Source organism: Nonomuraea sp. NPDC050643 (genome assembly GCF_040654715.1).
In the GTDB taxonomy this organism is placed as follows: Bacteria; Actinomycetota; Actinomycetes; order Streptosporangiales; family Streptosporangiaceae; genus Nonomuraea.
This window is the reverse complement of sequence record NZ_JBFAIM010000024.1, coordinates 55625-74923: the sequence shown is the minus strand read 5'-3', so window position 1 is coordinate 74923 and position 19299 is coordinate 55625. Positions and strand designations below refer to the sequence as shown.

The window sequence follows — 19299 nt, the reverse complement described above, 5'->3', positions numbered from 1 at the left end:
TTATGGCGAGCGGAAGAGACGCAGGCGGTCCTCGCCGACACGGTCGCGCAGCTCGTGGTCCTCGACGCCGAGTCCCTCCCCGGGGGCCAGCGCCAGCACGCCGACCTTGCCCACATGCCGGTTGAGCTGCACGGCCCGGGCCGCCTCCGCCGCCTCGTCCAGCGGGTGGACGGCGGAGAGCGTCGGGTGCACCATGCCGAGCGAGATGAGCCGGTTGACCTCGTGACATTCCTGGTAGTTGGCGCCGTGGGAGCCGATGATGCGCTTGAGCTTCATCCACAGGTGGCGGTTGTCGTACTCGTGGGCGTAGCCGCTGGACGAGCCGCAGGTCACGACCGCGCCGCCGCGCTTGGCGACGTACACGGAAGCGCCGAACGTGTCCCTGCCCGTGTGCTCGAACACGATGGCCGGATCCTCGCCGACCAGCCGCCGGACCTCCGCCCCGAGGCGCCGCCACGCCTTCTCGTCGCTCAGGTCCTCGAACTGCGAGCGGTCCACGACGTGCCGGCAGCCCATGCGGCGCAGCAGCTCGGCCTTCTCCGGCGAGCTCACGACGCCGACGGGGATGCCGCCGCCGTTCTGGACGAGCTGCACGCCGTACCCGCCGAGGCCGCCCGTGGCGCCCCACAGCAGCACCACGTCGCCCTGCTTCATCCGCGCGCCGCGCTCCCCGACCAGCATCCGGTACGCGGTCGAGGCGCACAGCATGTTGCAGGCCGCCTCCTCCCAGGTCAGATGCCTGGGCTTGGCGAGCAGTTGGGTGGCCTTGACCACGGCGTACTCGGCCAGCCCGCCGAAGTTCGTCTCGAAACCCCAGGCGCGCAGGTCGGCCGCCAGCATGCCGTCGTGCTGGACGATCGGGTCCTCGCCGTCCACGTACGCGGGGCTGGTGACGACGCGGTCGCCGACGTGCCAGCGGCGTACCGCGCGGCCGGTCCTGACGATCACGCCCGCCGCGTCCGAGCCGAGCACGTGCGTCGGCAGGTCGTGCCGGGGGTCCGTGCGCCCGAACCGCTCCAGGAACGCGAACGTCGGGATCGGCTCGAACATCGCCGACCACACCGTGTTGAAGTTGATCGCGCTGGCCATCACCGCGACCAGCACCTCGTCCTCGGCCAGCTCCGGCATCGGCACCTCGCCGACGTGCAGGGTCCTGCGTACGTCCTTGTCGCCGGTGTCCTGGTCGAACGTGCCCACCTCGTCCTTGCGCAGGTGGGCGGCCCGGTAGGCCGACGGCACCTCCAGCCGCTCCAGCTCGGCGGGCTCCGCGCCCGCCACCACTGCCTGTGCCAGCGTCATAGCAGTCCTCTCAGGTGCTCGGCGATGACCTCGAAGTGCGGGGGATCGAGCAGGTCGAGGTGGTGCGCCCCGGGGATCTCGACGATCTCCAGGTGGCTCGCGTACGGGCCGAAGCCCCGCGCCGGGTCCCCCTCGTGCGCGTAGCGGGCGTCCCGCACGGCCCACGGGGTGGGCTCCGTGGAGCGGTAGAGGACGACCCTGCCGTCGTACGGGGCGGGACGATAGCGCTCGATGGCCCTGGTGTCCTGGTGGGAGGTGAGCTGGTGGCGGAGGATGGGCGCGGGCAGCACGTCCAGCGCCCCCGACTCGGCCATCCGCCGCCGGACGAGCTCCGCCTGCTCCTCGTCGCCCAGCGCCCGCAACTCGGCCGCGTCGAGCCCGATCTCCAGGCCGTAGATCTCCCTGAGGTATCCGGCGAAATCTTCGTACCGCCGGGCCTCGACCTCCCGCCGCGCCTCCTCGGGCAGGGGCTCGGGCAGACCCGAGTCGATCATCGCCACCAGCTCGACGCCGGCGCCGAGCTGGTGGGCGATCTCGAAGGCCAGGATGCCGCCGAACGACCACCCGCCCAGCCGGTACGGGGGCGCGCACGTTCTCCTGATGACCCTGGCGTAGTGAGCCGCCCGTTCGGGGACGCCGCCGCCCTCCTCCAGGCGTTCCAGCCCGAGCACCGGAACGGGCAGCCGCTCGGCGAGCAGCCCGTACACGCCGGTGGTGCCGCCTGCGGGGTGGGCCAGGAAGAGGGGGCTCGTCGCGGCGCCGTCGTACGCGTTCAGCGGCCGCACGACGTCCCGCCCGGCCGCCGCCTCGTCGGCCTCCCGCACCAGGTCGGCGAGGTCCGCCACACTGACCACGCGCCGGTCCCCGGACGGCGGACCGACCACGCGCCGGTCCCCGGACGGCAGGTCGCCGAGCTCGCGGGCGAGCCGGCCGAGCGCCTCGGGCAGCACGTCCGGCGCGACGGGCTCGGTGACGGACGGCTCCCGGCCGAGCAGCCCGGCGAGCACCCGCACCACCTGCCGCTCGGCCGCATCCCGCGCCCCGACGGCGGCCACCCCGGCGACCGCACCGGCGACCGCACCGGCGACCGCACCGGCGACCTCACCAGCGACCCCACTGTCCGCCCCACCGGCCGCTGCCGCCGGCCGGTCCGGTTGCGTGGCTTCGGCCGTTGTCGCCGGGGTCAGGACGGTGGTGACCCGGTGGGTGAGCGTGCCGAGGGTGCCGCCCGTGAGCAGCGGCGGGGTGGCGACCGTGACGCCGAAGTCGTGCTCGATCATGCCGCGCAGCCGGGTCGCGGCCAGGGAGTCCAGGCCCAGGTCCGTCAGGACGGTGTCCTCGTCCAACCGGTCAGTGCCGACGCCCAGCACCGCCGCCACCCGCTCCCGGACCTTGGCGCGGACGGCATCGGGGGCCAGGTCGTGGTCGGGCCCGGGGGAGGCGGCGGCGAAGTCGGAGAAATACGAAATGCGGGCAATAGACGGAAATATCGTGACCGCTTCGGCGACGTTGACCTTGGCCACCCCCGCCGAGAGGTTCCGCTGGATCAGGGCCTCCAGCGCCTCGACGCCCTCCTCGGCGGTCAGCGGGTCCACGGAGGGCAGCGCGGTGGCCGTACCCTCCCAAGGACCCCACGCGATGCTGATCCCCGGCAGCCCCTCCGCCCTGCGCCGCTCGCACAGGGCGTCCAGCCAGGCGTTCGCGGCGGCGTAGGCGGCCTGGCCGGGCGAGCCGAGCAGCCCGGCCGCCGACGAGAACGCCACCCACCAGTCCAGGTCGAGCCCCTTGGTGGCGTCGTGGAGCCGCAGCCCGCCGGTGACCTTGGCGGCCCACACGCGTTCGAGGCTGTCCGGGTCCAGGTCGGCGATCAGCCGGTCGTCGAGGATCCCGGCCGCGTGGACCACGCCCCGCAGCCGCGTCCCACCGGCGGTCGCCGCCTCCACCAGCCGCTCCGCCGTGCCGGGCGCGGCCAGATCGCCCACCACCACCTGTGTGACGCCGTCCTCCCGGATCGGTGCCCGGGCGCGGCCGTTCAGCACGATCCGGGTGGCGCCACGTGCGGCCAGCCAGCGGGCGGCGATGCGGCCGAGCCGGCCGTAGCCGCCGGTGATCACGTAAGCCCCGGGCCCGGCCACAGCGGCCGGACGGGCGAACGGAACGGGAGGGTCCAGGCGGGTCGGGAGAGGGGCGCGGCGGAGGCGGGCGGCGTAGCGGACTCCCCGCCGCCAGGCGACCTCGTCCTCGGTCGCGTCGAGGGCCAGCTCCTTCGCCAGGTCGCCGAGGTCGTCGAAGTCCACCAGCCTGGCGTGGGCCTCGGGGTGTTCGAGGGCGACCACCCTGACCAGCCCCCGCAACGCGGCCGGTCCGGGATCCGGTGCCGCCCCCTCCCGTACGCCCTGAGCCCGCTCGGTCGCGATCACGATCCTGGACCCCCGCGCGACCAGGGCCGCCACCCGCAGCAGGACCCGCCGCGCCCCCACCGGATCGAGGCCGCGCGGCGGCAGCACCACCACCGAGGCCGCCGCCCCATCCGCGTCAGCCGGGGACGTGTCGAGCAGGGTGTGGAGGCGGGCGGCCCGCGCATCCCCCTCATCGGCCAGGATGAGCCATGCGCGGGACGGGCCCGCCTCCCGGGGTGGTGCGGGGGTCCAGGAGCGTACGAGCAGCTTGGCGTCCAGCTTGGTAGGGAGCGACGCCAGGGACAAATCGGCCGTCTCGGCACCTGAGAAGGCCCCGTTCGCGGCCACGCGCCCGATCCGCTCCAGCCCGCCCGATCCCGCACGTGGGGTGAGATCGGCGGTGCCGTAGACGTGCCAGGCCCCGGCCGCGTCCTTCGCCGCGACCTCGACGGCCGTGTCCGCCAGCGTGATCGTGACCTGGGCGGGCAGCGGGAGCAGGGCGCGCAGGGTGACGTCGTACAGGTCCGTCTCCCCGACCGCCCCCTGGATCAGCTCGGCCAGGGCGGCGACCCGGAGCACCGGGCGCGGGTCGTCCGGTGGGGCGTCGGCGGTGACCGACCAGGAGTGTCCGGCCGGGGTCTCCACGTGCGCCGGCCCGAGCCGTGGGCGGGAGCGCTCGGCCCAGTGGCGTACGTGGTGCCACGGGGAGTGGGGCACGTCCACCACGCGGCCCCTGGTGCGCGGGGGGACGGCGGTGGCGGCGGTGGCCACCTGGGTGTGGAGGTCGCCCGTGGTGATCAGCGCGCCGGCGGGGAGCGTGTCGCGCAGCGCGCCGGTGAGCAGGGGGCGGGGGCTGAGCTCCGTGAAGAGGGTGTGACCGTCCTCGGCGGCGGCCCGTACGGCCTGCATGAGCCGTACGGGACGGCGTACCCCCGCGGCCCAGTACGCGGCCTCGAACACCGGAACCTCCCGGGGATCGTCGAAGACCCCCGAGTAGTACGGCAGCAGGGGCTTCCCACCGGCGATCCCCGTCAGCGCGTCCCGCAGCGCCGGCACCAGCGGCGCCACCTGCGGCGAATGCCCGGCGCCCTCCGCCGTGAGCGTCCTGGAGAACAGCCCCCGCGCCACCACCTCCGCCGCGAACCCCGCCACCCGATCGGGATCACCGGTGACCACGCACTGGCCGGGCGCGGTGTGCACGGCCACGTGCAGGTCGTCCGGCACCTCCGCCGCGCCCACCGCCACCACGGCCATCGCCCCGCCGCCGCCCAGGCCGCCGAGCAGGCGGGCCCGGGTGCAGATGACCCTGACGGCGTCCCGCGTGGAGAGCCCGCCCGCGACGACCGCGGCGGCCACCTCGCCCATGGAGTGGCCGATCACGGCGGCCGGGGTGAAGCCGTAGGCGCGCCACAGGTTCGCGAGGGCGAGCTGGGCGGCGAAGATGAGCGGCTGGATCGTGGCGACCCCGGACGGGGCGGGATCGTGCACGTCGATGCCCGCCTCGGCGTCCAGCAGCGGGGCCAGCGTGTCGATCGTGCGGCGGTAGGCGGGTTCGGCGTCGTAGAGGTCGAGGGCGGGCCGCTGGGCGGTGTAGCCGCCGAAGACCCACACCGGGCCGCGCGCCGTGACCGTCCTGGGCCGGACGTCGCGGAGCCGCTGGGCCAGTTCCTCCACGTCCCCCGCCAGCACGGCCGCGGCCACCCGCCCCCGCCCGGCCCGCCTGGTCAGGGTATGGGCGACGTCCCCGAGCTCGGCGGGCCACCGGCCGGAGCCGAGGCCGGTGGTGGACAGCCAGCCGGTGAGTGTCCCGGCGTGGCGGCGGAGCCGGTCCGGGGTGGTGTCGGTGAGGAGGAAGACGTGTTTGGCCGGGGCGTCGGCGCTCTCGCGCCGGGCCTCCGGCACCCCGTACGCGTCCACCACCAGGTGCGCGTTGGTCCCGCCGAACCCGAACGCCGACACCCCCGCCCGAGCGTCGGTCCTGGGCCACGGCCTCGCCGTGGTGACGACCTCCAGCGTGTCCCACGGGATGTGCGGGTTCGGGTCGCGGAAGTGCAGGCTGGGCGGGATGACGCCGTGACGCAGGGCGAGGACGGTCTTGATGAGCCCCGCCACCCCGGCGGCGGCCTCCAGGTGGCCGAGGTTCGTCTTCACCGAGCCCAGCAGCACCGGCGCGTCCGCCGTGCCGAGGACGGCGGCGATGGCGCGGGCCTCGATGGGGTCGCCGAGGAACGTGCCCGTCCCGTGGGCCTCGATGTAGTCGGGCCCGCGCTCTCCGTACACCTGCCGCAGCAGCGACTCCTGCGCCTCGGGGTTGGGCGCGACCAGGCCGTTGGAGCGGCCGTCCTGGTTGACGGCGGTCGCGCCGATCAGCGCCAGCACCCGGTCCCCGTCCCGTACGGCGTCCGCCAGCCGCTTGAGCACCACGACCCCGCAGCCCTCGGCCCGCACCATTCCGTCCGCCGAGGCGTCGAACGCCTTGCACCGCCCGTCGGCGGCCGTGCCCCCGCCCCGGTCGAAGGCCACCGTGACCACCGGGGACAGCAGCACGTTGACCCCGGCGGCCAGCGCCAGGTCGCACTCGCCGGCCCGCAGGCTCGAGACCGCCAGGTGGGTGGCGACGAGCGAGGAGGAGCAGGCGGTGTCCACGGCCAGGGAGGGGCCGCGCAGGTCGAGGAGGTATGACAGGCGGTTGGCGGCGATGCTGAGCGCGCCGCCCGTGGCCGTCCAGGCGTCGACGGAGGCCAGGTCGGAGGCGGTCAGGTAGGCGTACTCGGAGCCGGACAGGCCGGTGAACACCCCGGTACGCGTCCCGCCCAGCGACCTGGGCGCGATCCCGCCGTGTTCGAGCGCCTCCCAGGCCGTCTCCAGGAGCAGCCGCTGCTGCGGATCCATGGCCGCCGCCTCGCCCGGCGCGATGCCGAAGAACTCGGCGTCGAACCCGGCGACGTCGTCCAGGAACCCGCCGTGCCTGGTCGTGCCCGCCAGCACCGCCCCGGTACGCGCGGAGCCGTCGTCGAACGCCTCCCACCGCCCGGCCGGCACCTCCCCGACCGCGTCCCGCCCTTCGACCAGCAGCTCCCAGTACGCGGCCGGCCCGTGCGCGCCCGGGAACCGGCACCCGAGCCCGACGACGGCGATCGGCTCGGATGGGGCGGCCCTAACGCGTACCGGGGGCTCGGGGGCGGACAGCACCCGGACCAGGCGGTTGATCGTCGGATGCTCCCACACGAGCGTCGGGCTCAGCTCCCGGCGCAGCAGCCCGGCCAGCTCGCCCGCCACGGCCACCGCCTCGCGCGAGGAGAGCCCGTATTCTCCGAGGGGCCGATCGGGATCCACGTGCTCGCCGAAGCGCTCGACGAGGAAGCGGCGGATCTCACCTTCGCCGGGTACGTCCATCGGCACACTCCATGCGTCCGGGTGATCGGCCAACATACCCACAGGCCCCGGGCGAGAGGCAGGCCCGAACGGAACATTCCTCGGGCGTGATTTGTCACCGCCGTGATGATTTATCCGGCACGGCGCAACCAGAGCGGCGTTTTCGTTGCCCCGGCTCATAGCAGCCCCGCCGCCGCACCGCCTACCCTCACGTGCACCCCGACGCGAAGGGCCCGACTCATGCGCGGCTTGCTGGCACTGGCGACGACATTGCTGCTCCTCGCGGCCACGCCCGCCCACGCCGACCCCGACTGGTCGCTCGTCCCCGAAGGGTCGAGCTCGCCGCCGCCCTCCGCGCCGCCCGCGCGGGACACCGGTTACCTCCCCTGGCAGAAGGCCCTGCCCGGCACCGCCCGCGTCGTACGCGAGCGCCGGCTGGACGCCCGCACGCTCGACCTGCTCGTCTCCTCGCCGTCCGTGGGCCGTCTGCTGCCGGTCCGCCTGCTCCTCCCCGAGGGCTGGTCGAGGAGCGCGAAGCGGACGTGGCCGGTGCTGTACCTGCTGCACGGCGGCGCCGACGACTACACCTCGTGGACCCGCATGACCGACGTCGAGACCTACACCGAGGACCTGGACGCCATCGTCGTCATGCCCGAGGCCGGCCGCGCGGGCAACTACTCGGACTGGCACAACGGCGGCAGGGGCGGCCCGCCCGCCTGGGACACCTTCCACACCTACGAGGTACGCCGCCTGCTGGAGGTCGGCTACCGCGCCGGCGCCCGCCGCGCCATCGCGGGCCTGTCGATGGGCGCGTACGGGGCGATCAAGTACGCCGCCCGCCACCCCGGCATGTTCCGCTTCGCCGGCGCCTACAGCGGCATCCTCGCCACCCGGCTCCCCGGCATCCCGGCGATCATCATGAACGCCCAGGCCAGCGAGAAGCAGGACCCCCTGGCCCTGTGGGGCGACCCCAGGCGCGACAAGCGGGTCTGGGCCGCCAACGACCCCCTGGCCCTGGCCCGGAACCTCAGGGGCGTGCGCCTCTACCTGTCCAGCGGCACCAACAGCTTCCTCGGCGAGCTGGACCCGCCCGGCTCCCCATGGCATCCGGCGCACCTGGGCGAGCCCATCTCGGCCTACACCGGCAAGGCCCTGAGCGCCCGCCTCAAGAGGCTCGGCATCCCGCACACCCTCCACCTGTACGGCAACGGCACCCACACCTGGCCGTACTGGATCCGCGAGTTCAAGAGCTCGTATCCGATGATCCGCCAGGCGCTGGGCGCCTGAGGCGAGTTCGGCGGCCCGCGCTCGGGGTAGTCGCATCCCTTTGGCTCCAAGCGCAGGAGGTGCCCGGGAGTGCGACTGACCTATACCTCGGATGTGTGGTGGAAGAACGCCGTCGTCTACTGTCTCGACGTCGAGACCTTCAAGGACGGCAACGACGACGGCGTGGGCGACTTCCGCGGGCTGACGCAGCAGATCGACTATCTCGCGGGACTGGGCGTGACGTGCCTGTGGCTGATGCCGTTCTTCCCCACTCCGAACCGCGACGACGGCTATGACATCACCGACTTCTACAGCATCGACCCCCGCCTGGGGACGCTGGGCGACTTCGTGGAGTTCATGCGCACCGCCCACGACCGCGGCCTGCGGGTGATCGCGGACCTGGTCGTCAACCACACCTCCGACCAGCACCCCTGGTTCAAGGAGGCGCGGTCGGCCAAGGACTCGCCCCGGCGCGACTGGTACGTCTGGTCCGACAAGCCCGAGCCGGACAACCCCGAGCAGGTCGTCTTCCCCGACAAGGAGGACAGCATCTGGGAGTACGACAAGGGCTCGCGCCAGTACTACCTGCACAGCTTCTACCGTCACCAGCCGGACCTCAACGTGGCCAACCCCGAGGTCAGGGACGAGATCACGCGCATCCTCGGCTTCTGGATGGAGCTGGGCCTTTCGGGGTTCCGGGTGGACGCGGTGCCGTTCCTCATCGAGAACGTCGCTCCCGAGCTGGCCAGCCCGCACGACTTCCTGGCCGACCTGCGGGCGTTCATGACGCGGCGCAAGGGCGAGTCGATCCTGCTCGGCGAGGTCAACGTCGCGTACAAGGACCTGGTCACGTATTTCGGCGAGGGCCTCGGCGACCAGATCACCATGTGCTTCGACTTCATCGGCATGCAGAAGGCGTGGCTGTCGATGGCGCGCAGCGACGCCACACCGCTGGCCGCCGCCCTGCGCGAGCGCCCGAAGCCGCCGAAGGACTGCCAGTGGGCCGTGTTCCTGCGCAACCACGACGAGCTGACCCTGGACAAGCTCACGGACGAGGAGCGGGAGGAGGTCTTCCAGGCGTTCGGGCCGGAGAAGGACATGCAGATCTTCGGCCGCGGCCTGCGCCGCCGCCTGCCGACCATGCTCGGCGGCGACCTGCGCCGGATCAAGATGGCCTACAGCCTGCTGTTCTCGCTTCCGGGCACGCCGGTGATCTTCTACGGCGAGGAGATCGGGATGGGGGAGAACCTCGCCGAGGAGGGCCGGATGGCGGTCCGCATCCCGATGCAGTGGTCGGAGGACGGCGGCTTCAGCCGGGCCGAGCCGGTGCGCGAGATCCCGGAGGGCTCCTTCGCCCCCGACCGGGTGAACGTGGCCGACCAGAAGCGGGACACCGACTCGCTGCTGCGCTGGTTCCAGCTCCTGATCGAGCGCTACCGGGAGTGCCCCGAGCTGGCGTGGGGCGACTACACCGTGCTGGAGACCGGCCACAAGGCCGTCTTCGCCCACCGCTGCGACGCCGACGGCGCCACGGTGGTGGTGGCGCACAACCTGTGCGACACGGCCCAGGAGGTGGAGCTGACACTGGAGGGGATCGACGGCTACCAGCTCACGGACCTGCTGGCGGACGGCACGGCCGAAGTGTCGGACAAGGGCGCCGTACGGCTCCCGCTGGGCCCGCACGGCAGCCGCTGGCTCCGCGCCTCGCCCCCGCGGATCTCCCCGGAGGACGCCTCGGTCAAGTCCCGCTAGCCTCCGTCGACTCCCTCTAGAGGTACGACGGGCCGGTCACCCGGTGCCTGAACGTCCACCACACCCACCCCTGGGCGGCCACCAGCAGGGGGATCAGGGTGAGCACGACGGGCACCAGCAGCGGCCCTGACGTGCCGGGCTCCAGTGGCAGCCGGAGCCCGGCCAGCACGCCCACCGCCGCCAGTGCCGCCGAGGTCAGCGCGTACGTGCGGGCCTCCCCGGCACCGCCGGACGGCAGGGCCGCCCGCGCCCGCAGCGTCCCGCGCAGCCGCAGTGCCGCGAACGTCATCCCGTGCGTGGCGAACAGCGCCGCCACGATCAGCGCGGGCAGCGCCGCGAGCGGCCCCTGGATGCCGAGCAGCACGTGGCCGAGCAGCAGCCCCCAGCTCAGCGCCAGCCCCCAGCTCCCGGCCACGACCGCGCCGTCCCAGAAGGCCCGCCAGCGCGGCCCCGGCACCCGCCCGCGCAGCCACAGGCCCACGTCGCGCACCACCCACGCCAGGACCAGCGTCACCACGACCGAGTAGTTCCCGGCCAGCAGCTCGCCCTCCAGCTCGGGGAACAGCCCGGCCAGCACGCCCGCCGTCGCCACCAGCCACACCTCGTTGCCCAGGAAGAACGGCGCGATCGCGGCGATCACCTCGCGGCGCTCGGCCCCCGAGCGCCCCAGGTACGGCAGCGTCATGCCGACCCCGATGTCGGCCCCGGCCAGCACGAGGTAGCCGATCGCGAAGAAGGCCAGAATGAAGATCTCCATGAACGGCTCCTCTAGAAGGAAGGGACGGGAACGGGGTCCTCGATCGGCCGGCCGCCGAGCGCCACCTCGCCGGGGCCGCGCCGGGCATGCCGGGCCAGCAGCCAGTAGTTGACGGCGACCAGCACCGCGAACACGGTGACGAACGCGGTCAGCGAGAAGCGCATCTGGGCCGCGGACACCGGCGACATGGCCTCGGAGGTCTTCAGCAGCCCGTAGACCGCCCAGGGCTGACGGCCCATCTCACGGAAGATCCAGCCGGCCAGCATCGTCACGAACGGGACCGGGATCATCAGCGTCAGCAGCCCGTGCCAGAGCCTGAACCCCCGCACGGCCGGCCGGACGAGCATCAGCAGGAAACTCGCCCCGGCCACGAACAGCAGCACCGCGAACAGCGTCATCATCGTGATGCCGCCCGTCTGCACCCAGGCCACCGGCGGCAGGTAGTCGCCGGGCCCGTGCGCCGCCACCATCTGGGCCTGCGCCTCGGCCATCCGCTCCGCCGAGCCCGCCCACGCGGCCACCTTGGTCGGCTGCATGGTCTCGAACGCGAGCCCGCCGAACGTCGCGGTGACGAGCGTGGCCGGCAGCGCCACGCCGATCCCGATCCGCAGCGACTTGCGGAAGAGGTCCTGCTCGGCGGTGCGCCTGCGCAGGTGGTACGCGCTCACTCCGGCCATGAAGAACCCGCCGGTGACCATCGCGCCGCCCATCACGTGCCAGAACGCCACCTGTGCCGCCGGGTTGGCCACCATCGCGCCGAAGTCGGCCAGCCGCAGGTGGCCGCCCTCCACCACGTGGCCGACCGGGCTCTGCAGGAAGCCGTTGGCGACCATGATCCAGAACGCCGACGCGTACGCGGTCAGCGTCACCACCCAGATCAGCGCCAGGTGCGCCCACCGGTTCAGCCGGTCCCAGCCGAAGATCCACAGGCCCAGGAACGTGGACTCGATGAAGAACGCCACCAGCGTCTCGATCGCCAGAGCCGAGCCGAAGACGTTGCCCGCGTACTCGGTCAGCCCGCTCCACGACAGCCCGAGCTGGAACTCCATCACGAGTCCGGTGACGATGCCCATCGCGTAGTTGATGATGTAGAGCTGGCCCCAGAACCGGGTCATCCGCAGGTGCACGGGGTTCCGGCCGAACGTGGCCCTGGTCTGGACGACGGCCACCAGGGCCGCCAGGCCCAGCGTCAGGGCCACGAACAGGAAGTGCGCGCCCGCGGTGAGCGCGAACTGCAGGCGGGCGAGGTCCACGATGTCCATGGCCCCGAGCCTCCCGGTACGGCTCCGCCCGCCGCGTCATGCCCGGGCGGGCACCTGCCGTACATCTCGGGTGGACCGGGGGGTGGCCCGCGTACGACTCAGGAGGTAAGCCAGCCTGGGGTGATCATCCCGGCCTCGTACGCGATGACCACGAGCTGGGCCCTGTCGCGGACCGACAGCTTGGTCATGATGCGGCTGACGTGGGTCTTCGCCGTGGCGGGGCTCAGCACGAGCCGGGCCGCGATCTCGTCGTTCGACAGCCCGGCGGCCACCAGCGTCATGACCTCGCGCTCGCGCTCGGTCAGCGCGTTCAGCTCGGGGCCCGGTTCGGGGCGCTTGACGCGGCCGGCGAACTCGGCGATCAGGCGGCGGGTGACCGACGGGGAGATGAGCGCGTCGCCCCTGGCCACGACCCGGACCGCGTGGATCAGCTCGGCCGGCTCGGTGTCCTTGACCAGGAAGCCGCCGGCGCCCGCCCGCAGCGCGGCGTAGATGTAGTCGTCCAGGTCGAACGTGGTCAGGATGATCACCTTGACGCCGTCCAGGGTGGGGTCGCGGGCGATCCTGCCGGTGGCCTCGAGGCCGTCGAGCTCGGGCATGCGGATGTCCATGAGCACGACGTCGGGCTTGTGCTCGCGGGCGAGGGACACGGCCTGTGCGCCGTTGGCGGCCTCGGCCACGACGTCGATGTCGTCCTCGTCGCTGAGTATGGACCGGAATCCGGCCCGTACCAGGGTCTGGTCGTCGGCGAGCAGCACGCGGATCATCGAGCTCCCTTCAAGGGCAGACGGGCGACGACGCGGAAGCCGCCCTCCGGGCGGGGGCCCGCCTCCAGGGTGCCGCCGAGCGCGGTGGCGCGCTCGCGCATGCCCTGGAGGCCGAAGCCGCTGCCCCCGTCGTACGTGGTGCCCGGCCCGTCATCCTCCACGCGGATAACGATATTTCCGGACTTATGGGTGATGGTCAGCCTGGCATCCGTCGTCCCGGAATGGCGGGCGACGTTCGTCAGCGACTCCCTGACGATGCGGGCGGCGGCCAGGTCCACCTCGGTCGGCAGGGTGTCCAGCGGTCCCGACAGCTCGGTGCGCACGTCCAGCCCCGACGCCGCGACCAGCGCGTCCACCCGCGCAAGGCTGTCGGCGGGCGCGGTCGGCGCGTCCTCGTCCACCTGGCGCAGCACGCCCAGCGTGGTCCGCAGCTCGCGCAGCGTCTCCCCGCTGGTCTCCTTGATGGTCTTGAGCGCCGCCTCGGCGTCCTCCGGCCGCTTCTTGAGCCCGTGCAGCGCCGCGGAGGCCTGCACGTTGATCATGGAGATGTTGTGCCCGAGCACGTCGTGCAGCTCCCTGGCGATGCGCAGCCGCTCCTCGCTGGCCCGCCGCCTGGCCTCCTCCTCCTTGCTGTGCAGGGCGTCGAGCGCGTGCCGGCGGGCCTCCACCAGGTACGCGCGCCGGTTGCGGGTGACGCCCCCGAACGCGATCGCCGCGACCATCCAGCCCGCGATCATGATGAACAGGCTGTCGTCCACGTGCCTGACCCCGCCGGTCTCGCCGAGCCCCATGGCCAGCAGCGACGCCGCCCCCGTGGCGATCGCCGCGGTGAGGTGCCCCCGGTCGGCGGCGGTGTAGAAGGCCAGGAACGGCAGCACGATGATCGGCCCGTCGAGCCTGGCCCACGGATAGTACGCGGCGACCGCCACGGCCACCACGATCAGTGCCGCGACGGGGTAGCGCTCGCGCAGCAGCAACGCGCCGAAGGCGATGAGCGGCAGCACGACGTCGAGGGCGTTGATCTGGATCCCCGGACGGCGGAGGAGGTAGGTGAGCACGGTGCCGGCCAGCACGGCGATGATCGTCGCGAGGGACACGATCGTGCTCGTCGAGGGCCTGCGCATGCCTCCCATTCTGTACGTTTACGCATTTGGCGGGGTAATTGGGCGGACCGCATCTGGGTAGAGCCGATCCATGAGCACTAAGGACGAGCTCCAAGACGTGGACAAGGATCTGGAGCGGCTGCGTACCCAAGAGCGGGAGATGCGGCAGCAGGTCGGCGAGATCGGCGCGACCGATCAGATCGAGGTCGGGACGATGATCGGCCAGGCGGACGAGCTGGCCGAGCTGATCGCGGGGCTCGAACGCCGCCGCGACCACCTGCGGGAACGGCTGGAGCAGGAGGGGGGGGGCGCCCGGTGACAGGGCGCCCGAGGGGCTCAGCGCAGGGCGGCGCCCACCTCGTGCAGGTGCCGTAGCGCCTGCCCGTACGACTCGAGCAGCCCGGTCTGCAGGTAGTCCACGCCGATCTCAGCGCAGTACTTCTGGACGATCGGCTGGGCCCTGCGCAGGTTCGGGGCCGGCATGTTCGGGAACAGATGGTGCTCGATCTGGTAGTTGAGCTGGCCGAGCGCCACATCGGTGAACCAGCCACCGCGCACGTTGCGCGAGGTCAGCACCTGCTTGCGAAGAAAGTCGAGCTTGTCCTCCTTGGTCAGCACGGGCATGCCCTTGTGGTTGGGCGCGAACGTGGAGCCGAGGTAGAGACCGAACAGTCCTTGGTGCACGACCAGGAAGAGCAGTGCCAGGCCGAACGGCAGCACGGCGAAGACCAGGCCGAAGTAGAGCACGAAGTGCGTGACGAGCAGGGTCAGCTCCAGGCGGCGGCGTTTGGCCGTCGGGTCCAGCAGCGCCTTGACGCTGGCGATGTGGAGATGCCACGCCTCAAGGGTGAGCAGCGGGAAGAACCAGTAAGCCTGATACTTCGCGAAGAATCGCGGAATCCCGGTGCTCTTGGCCACCTGATCTTCTGACCAGACGATGACGGCGGGGGAGACGTCGGGGTCGTGGTCCTCGTGGTTGGGGTTGGCGTGATGGCGGTTGTGCTTGGTGTTCCACCAGCCCCAGCCGAGCCCGACGCCGAAATTGCCGATGATCAGGCCGGCGACGTCGCTCGGCTGCCGTCTTCTGAAGACCTGCCGGTGGCCGAGATCGTGGGCGAGAAATCCCAGCTGCGCGAACATCACGGCCATCACGACCGCGACGAGGAGTTGCCACCAGGAGTCGCCCACCCAGACGAACAGCGCCCAGCAGCCGAGGTAGGCCACGGCGGCGATGCTCATGCGTACGGCGTAGTAAACAGGACGCCGGTCGAGGAGACCGGCGTCAGAGATTCGATGGGCTAGTCGGGCGAAGTCACTGCCTCGAGTGTCGATCGTGCCTGGACTGGCCACTGCTCTCCTTACCTCGCGGTGGAAGTTGTCCCAACAGTGGCGCATTCGCCGCCAAACCGAAAGTCGATCCGCGGTCGTACGCTGGACAGGTGGTCTATGCAGAGACTCCCCTGACCCTTGATATCCGTGAGGCGATAGCCTTGACCTGGGGTTTAAGAGGGGAAAGCGAGCGGTTGCACGGCGGGGAGGAGTCGGCGGCCCACCTGCTCGACGGTCACGTGATCCGGGTCGGTCCGGCGGGGCGCACGGCCGCCGAGTCGGAGTGGTGCCACGCGATCGCCCGGCACGCCGCCGCCACGCTCCCGGAGGCCGTCGCGCCCCTGCCGACACCCGGCGGGAGCACGGTCATCACGGTGGCGGACCGCCCGATCTCCTGCTGGCCGTACGTGACCGGCTCCTGGCCCGACTCCGACGTCCCGGCGCAGCGCGCGGCGGGCGCCCGCCTGCTGGCCAGGCTGCACGAGTCGGTGGCCACGTTCGACCCGGGCCCGCGCCCGGTGCCCGCCTTCCAGGAGTCCGGCCTGTACGGCGCCCCACCCGCCGACGCCGCCGAGCTCGACGACCCCGGGCTCGACCGCTGGCTGGCCGTCTTCCACGCGGAGCACCCCCTGCGCCATCCGCTGCACGGCGACTACTACGCCGGCAACACCCTGGCGAGGGACGGCGAGATCGTGGCCGTGCTCGACTGGGACGAGACGTTCGTCGGCGCCCCCGAGCTCGAGCTGGCCGCCGCGGCGCTCGAATGGGGCGACGACCTGACCGGGCCGAGCGCGGAGTTCGTGGCCGCCTACCACGAGGCCGGCGGCACGGCGGCCCGCCTCGACGAGGAGTCGTTGGCCCAGCTCGTCCGGCACAAGCTGCGCAGGGAGTACGCCTACTTCCACAAGGCCGTGCGCAGGGGAGTGCGGCACGACGCGGACGACCTCGAATACCACCACGCGAGAGTCGCCCTGTTCCACCGGCTCCGCCCCTGACCACCTCCGGTCACCTCCCCGACCGCCACCGGCCACGCCCTCGACCATCACCGGGTTCGGGGTTCACGAGCGGCTCAGCGCGTGCTTCTCGGGGTCCGGCAGCGCCGCGCCCCTCTCCAGCGCCGCCTGGTAGCCGTCCGCGCCCAGGGCGGCCACGCACCGGGCGGCCAGGCCGTTGACGTGGGGGTCGGCGGACTCGGCGATGCCGCGCAGCGCCCGCGCGGCCCCCAGCAGCTCGGCCGCCGGCAGCGGCTCCAGGTGCTCGGCCACGCCCTCCAGCACGGTGGCCCGCGCGGTCCGGTCGGAGCAGCCGGCCATCAGCTCCAGCGCCCGCCGCAGCGGCCCGGCGGGGTCGTCGGCGACCCGGGCCAGCTCGACGTTCGCGAACGCGCGGAACTGCGCCGGGGTCTCGACGTCGAGCGCCAGCGCCGCCTCCAGCAGCTCGGCGGCCTCGCCCGGGGAGCCGGTCCGCCGGGCCAGCTCGGCCCTGCCGTGCATGACGCGGGCCATCAGCTCCTGGTCCTCGAAGCGCACCGCCGCCGCCCAGGCCCGCCCGAGCGTCTCGGCGGCCCCGGCCAGGTCGCCGGCCCGGCCCTTGAGCTGCCCGAGGCGCAGCAGGAAGGTCATCGGCCCCAGGGAGACGTGCAGCCCGGCCAGGTCGGCCGCCAGCCGCTCGGGCTCCTCGGCGAGCGCGACGGCCGCGGCGAAGTCGCCGCGGTTCTCGGCCACCAGCGACAGCCAGTAGAGCGCCGCCCACTGCCCCCACCGGTCGCCGGTCTCCCTGAACCCGGCCAGCGCCGGCTCCAGCAGGCCCTCGGCCCCCGCCACCGCCCCGTACTCGAACCGCACGATGCCCCCGACCAGCAGCGCCGCCGACCGGGTCCAGAGGTCGGGGTGCGCCCGCAACCGCGCCACCGCCTGCTCGGTCAGCTCCACCAGGCCCGGCCCCGGGGTGCCGCTCAGCAGCCACCAGTTCACCGCGGCGGGATGGTCGGACGTACGCACCGCCTCCGTCGGCTCGCCGCCCGACAGCAGCTCGCACAGCCCGTGCGCCAGCTCGCGCCCCGGTGGCGGCACGTCGCCGACCCTGGCCAGCACGGCCGCGGCCTGCTCGCCCATCTCGCGCCGCCGGCCGCGCATGATCCAGGGCCGGAACCGGGGCAGGATGAGCCGGAGCGGATCGTCGGAGTGCCGCAGCGCCGCGTCCAGGTTGCCCTGCTCTTCGTCCAGCATCGTCAGCCACGCCACCTGCTCACCCGTCCGCAGGTACGGCTCCGCCGCCTCGGCCAGCTCGGTGTAGTAACGGGCGTGGGCCTGGCGCAGCGCCGGCAGGTCGGCGGCGGCGTACTGCCTGATCGTCTCCAGCATCGTGTAGCGGTCGCCCGAGACCGCGATGAGCGACTTGTCGACCAGAGAGGAGAGCAGGCCGGGGTCGCCGCCGCAGATCCGGGAGACGGCCTCGTACGTGGCGCCGCCGGAGAAGACCGTCAGCCCGCGCAGCAGATCGCGCTCGGGCTCCGACAGCAGGTTCCAGCTCCAGTCGATGACGGCGCGCAGCGTGCGGTGCCGCGGCTCGGACGTGCGCCCGCCCTGGAAGGCCAGCCGGTCGCCGAGCTGCTCGACCAGCACCGACACCGGCATCGTCCGCAGCCGCGCGGCCGCCAGCTCGATGGCCAGCGGGATGCCGTCGAGCTCCCGGCAGATGCGCGCCGCGTCCGCCGCCGCCACGGCCAGGTCCGGCCTGGCCGCGGCGGCCCGGTCGCGCAGCAGCTCGACGGCCGGGCCCGCGGGCAGCGGGAGCACCTGGTGCAGGCTCTCGCCCGGGATGTCGAGCGGCTCCCTGCTCGTGGCCAGGATCCGCAGGCCCGCGACCTCGGACAGCAGCCACCGCGCCACCCGCGCGGCCTCCTCGATCACGTGCTCGCAGTTGTCCAGCACGATCAGCGGCGCGGTGCCGCGCAGCGACCGGACGAGGTCGGTCGTCTTGAGCACGCCCTCCACCGCCGCGCGCACCTCTGTGGCGGAGGCCAGCTCGACCAGCCAGGTCCCGTCGCGCACGGGGAACCCGGCGAGCGCCTCGACGGCCAGCCGCGTCTTCCCCGCCCCGCCCGGTCCGGCCAGCGTGACCAGCCTGCTCCCGCCGTCGCCCAGCAGGCGCCGGACGCGGGCGATGTCCTCTTCCCGCCCCACGAAGCTGGTCAGCCGCGCGGGCAGATTGCCCTTCCTGGACGGCTCCGGGTCGCGCAGCGCCGCCAGGTGCGCCTCCCGCAGCTCGGGCCCCGGATCCACGCCCAGCTCCGCGGCCAGGTTCGTCTTGATCCGCTCGAAGACGGTGAGTGCCTCGGCCCGCCGCCCCTTCGCGACCAGGGCCCGCATGAGCAGGGCATGAAACGGCTCCCGCAACCGGTAGGCCGTGACCAGCCCCTCCAGCTCCGCCACCAGCTCGCCGGCCCCCTGCTCGCGATCGCCCGCGTCCGCTTCGAGGTCGGCCGCGATCCGGGTGGCCAGTGCCGTGAGCCGGAGCTCTTCCAGACGGGCCGCGGGGCCGGCGGAGAAGGGCAGGCCGGCCGCGTCCGCCAGCGCCGGGCCGCGCCACAGGGCCAGCGCCCGCCGCACGTCACCGTCACGCAGCAGCCGCTCGAACACCCACGCGTCCACCTCACCCGGCGGCACGTCGAGCAGGTAGCCGGCCGGATGGGACGAGATCAGCCCCGGGGCCTCCTTGCGCGCCCTGGACACCAGCGACTGCAGCGCCGCCGTCGGATGCGCGGGCGGATCGCCCGGCCACAGGTCGTCGATCAGGCGATCGGCGGTCACCACCCGGCCGGGGTCGAGCGCCAGCCGCACCAGCAGCGCACGCACCCGCGCCCCGCCGGCCTCGCTCCCCGCCACCCGCAGCGGCCCCAGGATCCCGACCCGCATCCACCCTCCACGCCCGCGTGCCGAGTCCACAGTACGCGCGCGTCCCCGTCCTCAAGGCTCGCTACCGCCTCTG

At 73.2% G+C, this 19299-nt stretch carries 12 protein-coding genes; 4 read left to right on the top strand and 8 right to left on the bottom strand.

Annotated elements, in window-relative coordinates:
* Together ccrA and AB0I15_RS30320 are read right to left on the bottom strand one after the other, a co-directional pair.
* Positions 1-1299, bottom strand: coding sequence for a crotonyl-CoA carboxylase/reductase (ccrA, locus tag AB0I15_RS30325; RefSeq protein ID WP_358102526.1), 1299 nt, complete (start codon positions 1297-1299; stop codon positions 1-3).
* Complete coding sequence (locus tag AB0I15_RS30320) at positions 1296-7094, bottom strand: SDR family NAD(P)-dependent oxidoreductase (RefSeq protein ID WP_358102524.1); 5799 nt, start codon at positions 7092-7094, stop codon at positions 1296-1298. The genes ccrA and AB0I15_RS30320 overlap by 4 nt, the downstream gene beginning before the upstream one ends.
* A 219-nt stretch (positions 7095-7313) precedes the next feature.
* On the opposite strand from AB0I15_RS30320, the gene AB0I15_RS30315 reads away from it, so the two are divergent.
* Both AB0I15_RS30315 and AB0I15_RS30310 read left to right on the top strand, forming a co-directional pair.
* Positions 7314-8360: an alpha/beta hydrolase family protein gene (locus AB0I15_RS30315; protein ID WP_358102523.1), complete on the top strand. Its 1047-nt coding sequence runs from the start codon at positions 7314-7316 to the stop codon at positions 8358-8360.
* A 69-nt stretch (positions 8361-8429) separates the two neighbouring features.
* Positions 8430-10091, top strand: coding sequence for an alpha-amylase family protein (locus AB0I15_RS30310; protein ID WP_358102521.1), 1662 nt, complete (start codon positions 8430-8432; stop codon positions 10089-10091).
* 16 nt (positions 10092-10107) lie between these two features.
* Here AB0I15_RS30310 and AB0I15_RS30305 read toward each other — a convergent pair whose 3' ends face one another.
* The 4 genes from AB0I15_RS30305 to AB0I15_RS30290 form a co-directional block, all read right to left on the bottom strand.
* Entirely contained in the window at positions 10108-10848 is a 741-nt protein-coding gene (locus AB0I15_RS30305; protein WP_358102519.1) for a cytochrome d ubiquinol oxidase subunit II, read from the bottom strand.
* Positions 10849-10859: 11 nt separating this feature from the next.
* Positions 10860-12110, bottom strand: coding sequence for a cytochrome ubiquinol oxidase subunit I (locus AB0I15_RS30300; protein WP_358102518.1), 1251 nt, complete (start codon positions 12108-12110; stop codon positions 10860-10862).
* 98 nt (positions 12111-12208) lie between these two features.
* On the bottom strand, positions 12209-12877 hold the full coding sequence (locus tag AB0I15_RS30295) for a response regulator transcription factor (RefSeq protein ID WP_358102516.1): 669 nt from the start codon (positions 12875-12877) through the stop codon (positions 12209-12211).
* Positions 12874-14001 carry a sensor histidine kinase gene (locus AB0I15_RS30290; RefSeq protein WP_358102514.1) on the bottom strand — a complete coding sequence of 376 codons (1128 nt, stop codon included), beginning with the start codon at positions 13999-14001 and terminating at the stop codon, positions 12874-12876. Before AB0I15_RS30290 ends, AB0I15_RS30295 begins: the two co-directional genes overlap by 4 nt.
* Before the next feature lie 70 nt (positions 14002-14071).
* Between AB0I15_RS30290 and AB0I15_RS30285 the strand changes: the two genes are divergently transcribed.
* Positions 14072-14299 (top strand): hypothetical protein, encoded by a 228-nt coding sequence (locus AB0I15_RS30285; RefSeq protein ID WP_358102512.1) that lies wholly within the window; start codon positions 14072-14074, stop codon positions 14297-14299.
* A 17-nt stretch (positions 14300-14316) separates the two neighbouring features.
* Here AB0I15_RS30285 and AB0I15_RS30280 read toward each other — a convergent pair whose 3' ends face one another.
* Positions 14317-15219, bottom strand: a complete 903-nt coding sequence (locus tag AB0I15_RS30280; protein ID WP_358102510.1) for an acyl-CoA desaturase — start codon at positions 15217-15219, stop codon at positions 14317-14319.
* A 251-nt stretch (positions 15220-15470) separates the two neighbouring features.
* Between AB0I15_RS30280 and AB0I15_RS30275 the strand changes: the two genes are divergently transcribed.
* Positions 15471-16304: a phosphotransferase gene (locus AB0I15_RS30275; RefSeq protein ID WP_358102508.1), complete on the top strand. Its 834-nt coding sequence runs from the start codon at positions 15471-15473 to the stop codon at positions 16302-16304.
* Between the two features lie 63 nt (positions 16305-16367).
* On the opposite strand, the gene AB0I15_RS30270 is transcribed toward AB0I15_RS30275, so the two are convergent.
* The gene (locus AB0I15_RS30270) at positions 16368-19226 is read right to left on the bottom strand and encodes a BTAD domain-containing putative transcriptional regulator (protein WP_358102506.1); all 2859 of its coding nucleotides are present in this window, start codon (positions 19224-19226) and stop codon (positions 16368-16370) included.
* Between the last annotated feature and the right edge of the window lie 73 nt (positions 19227-19299).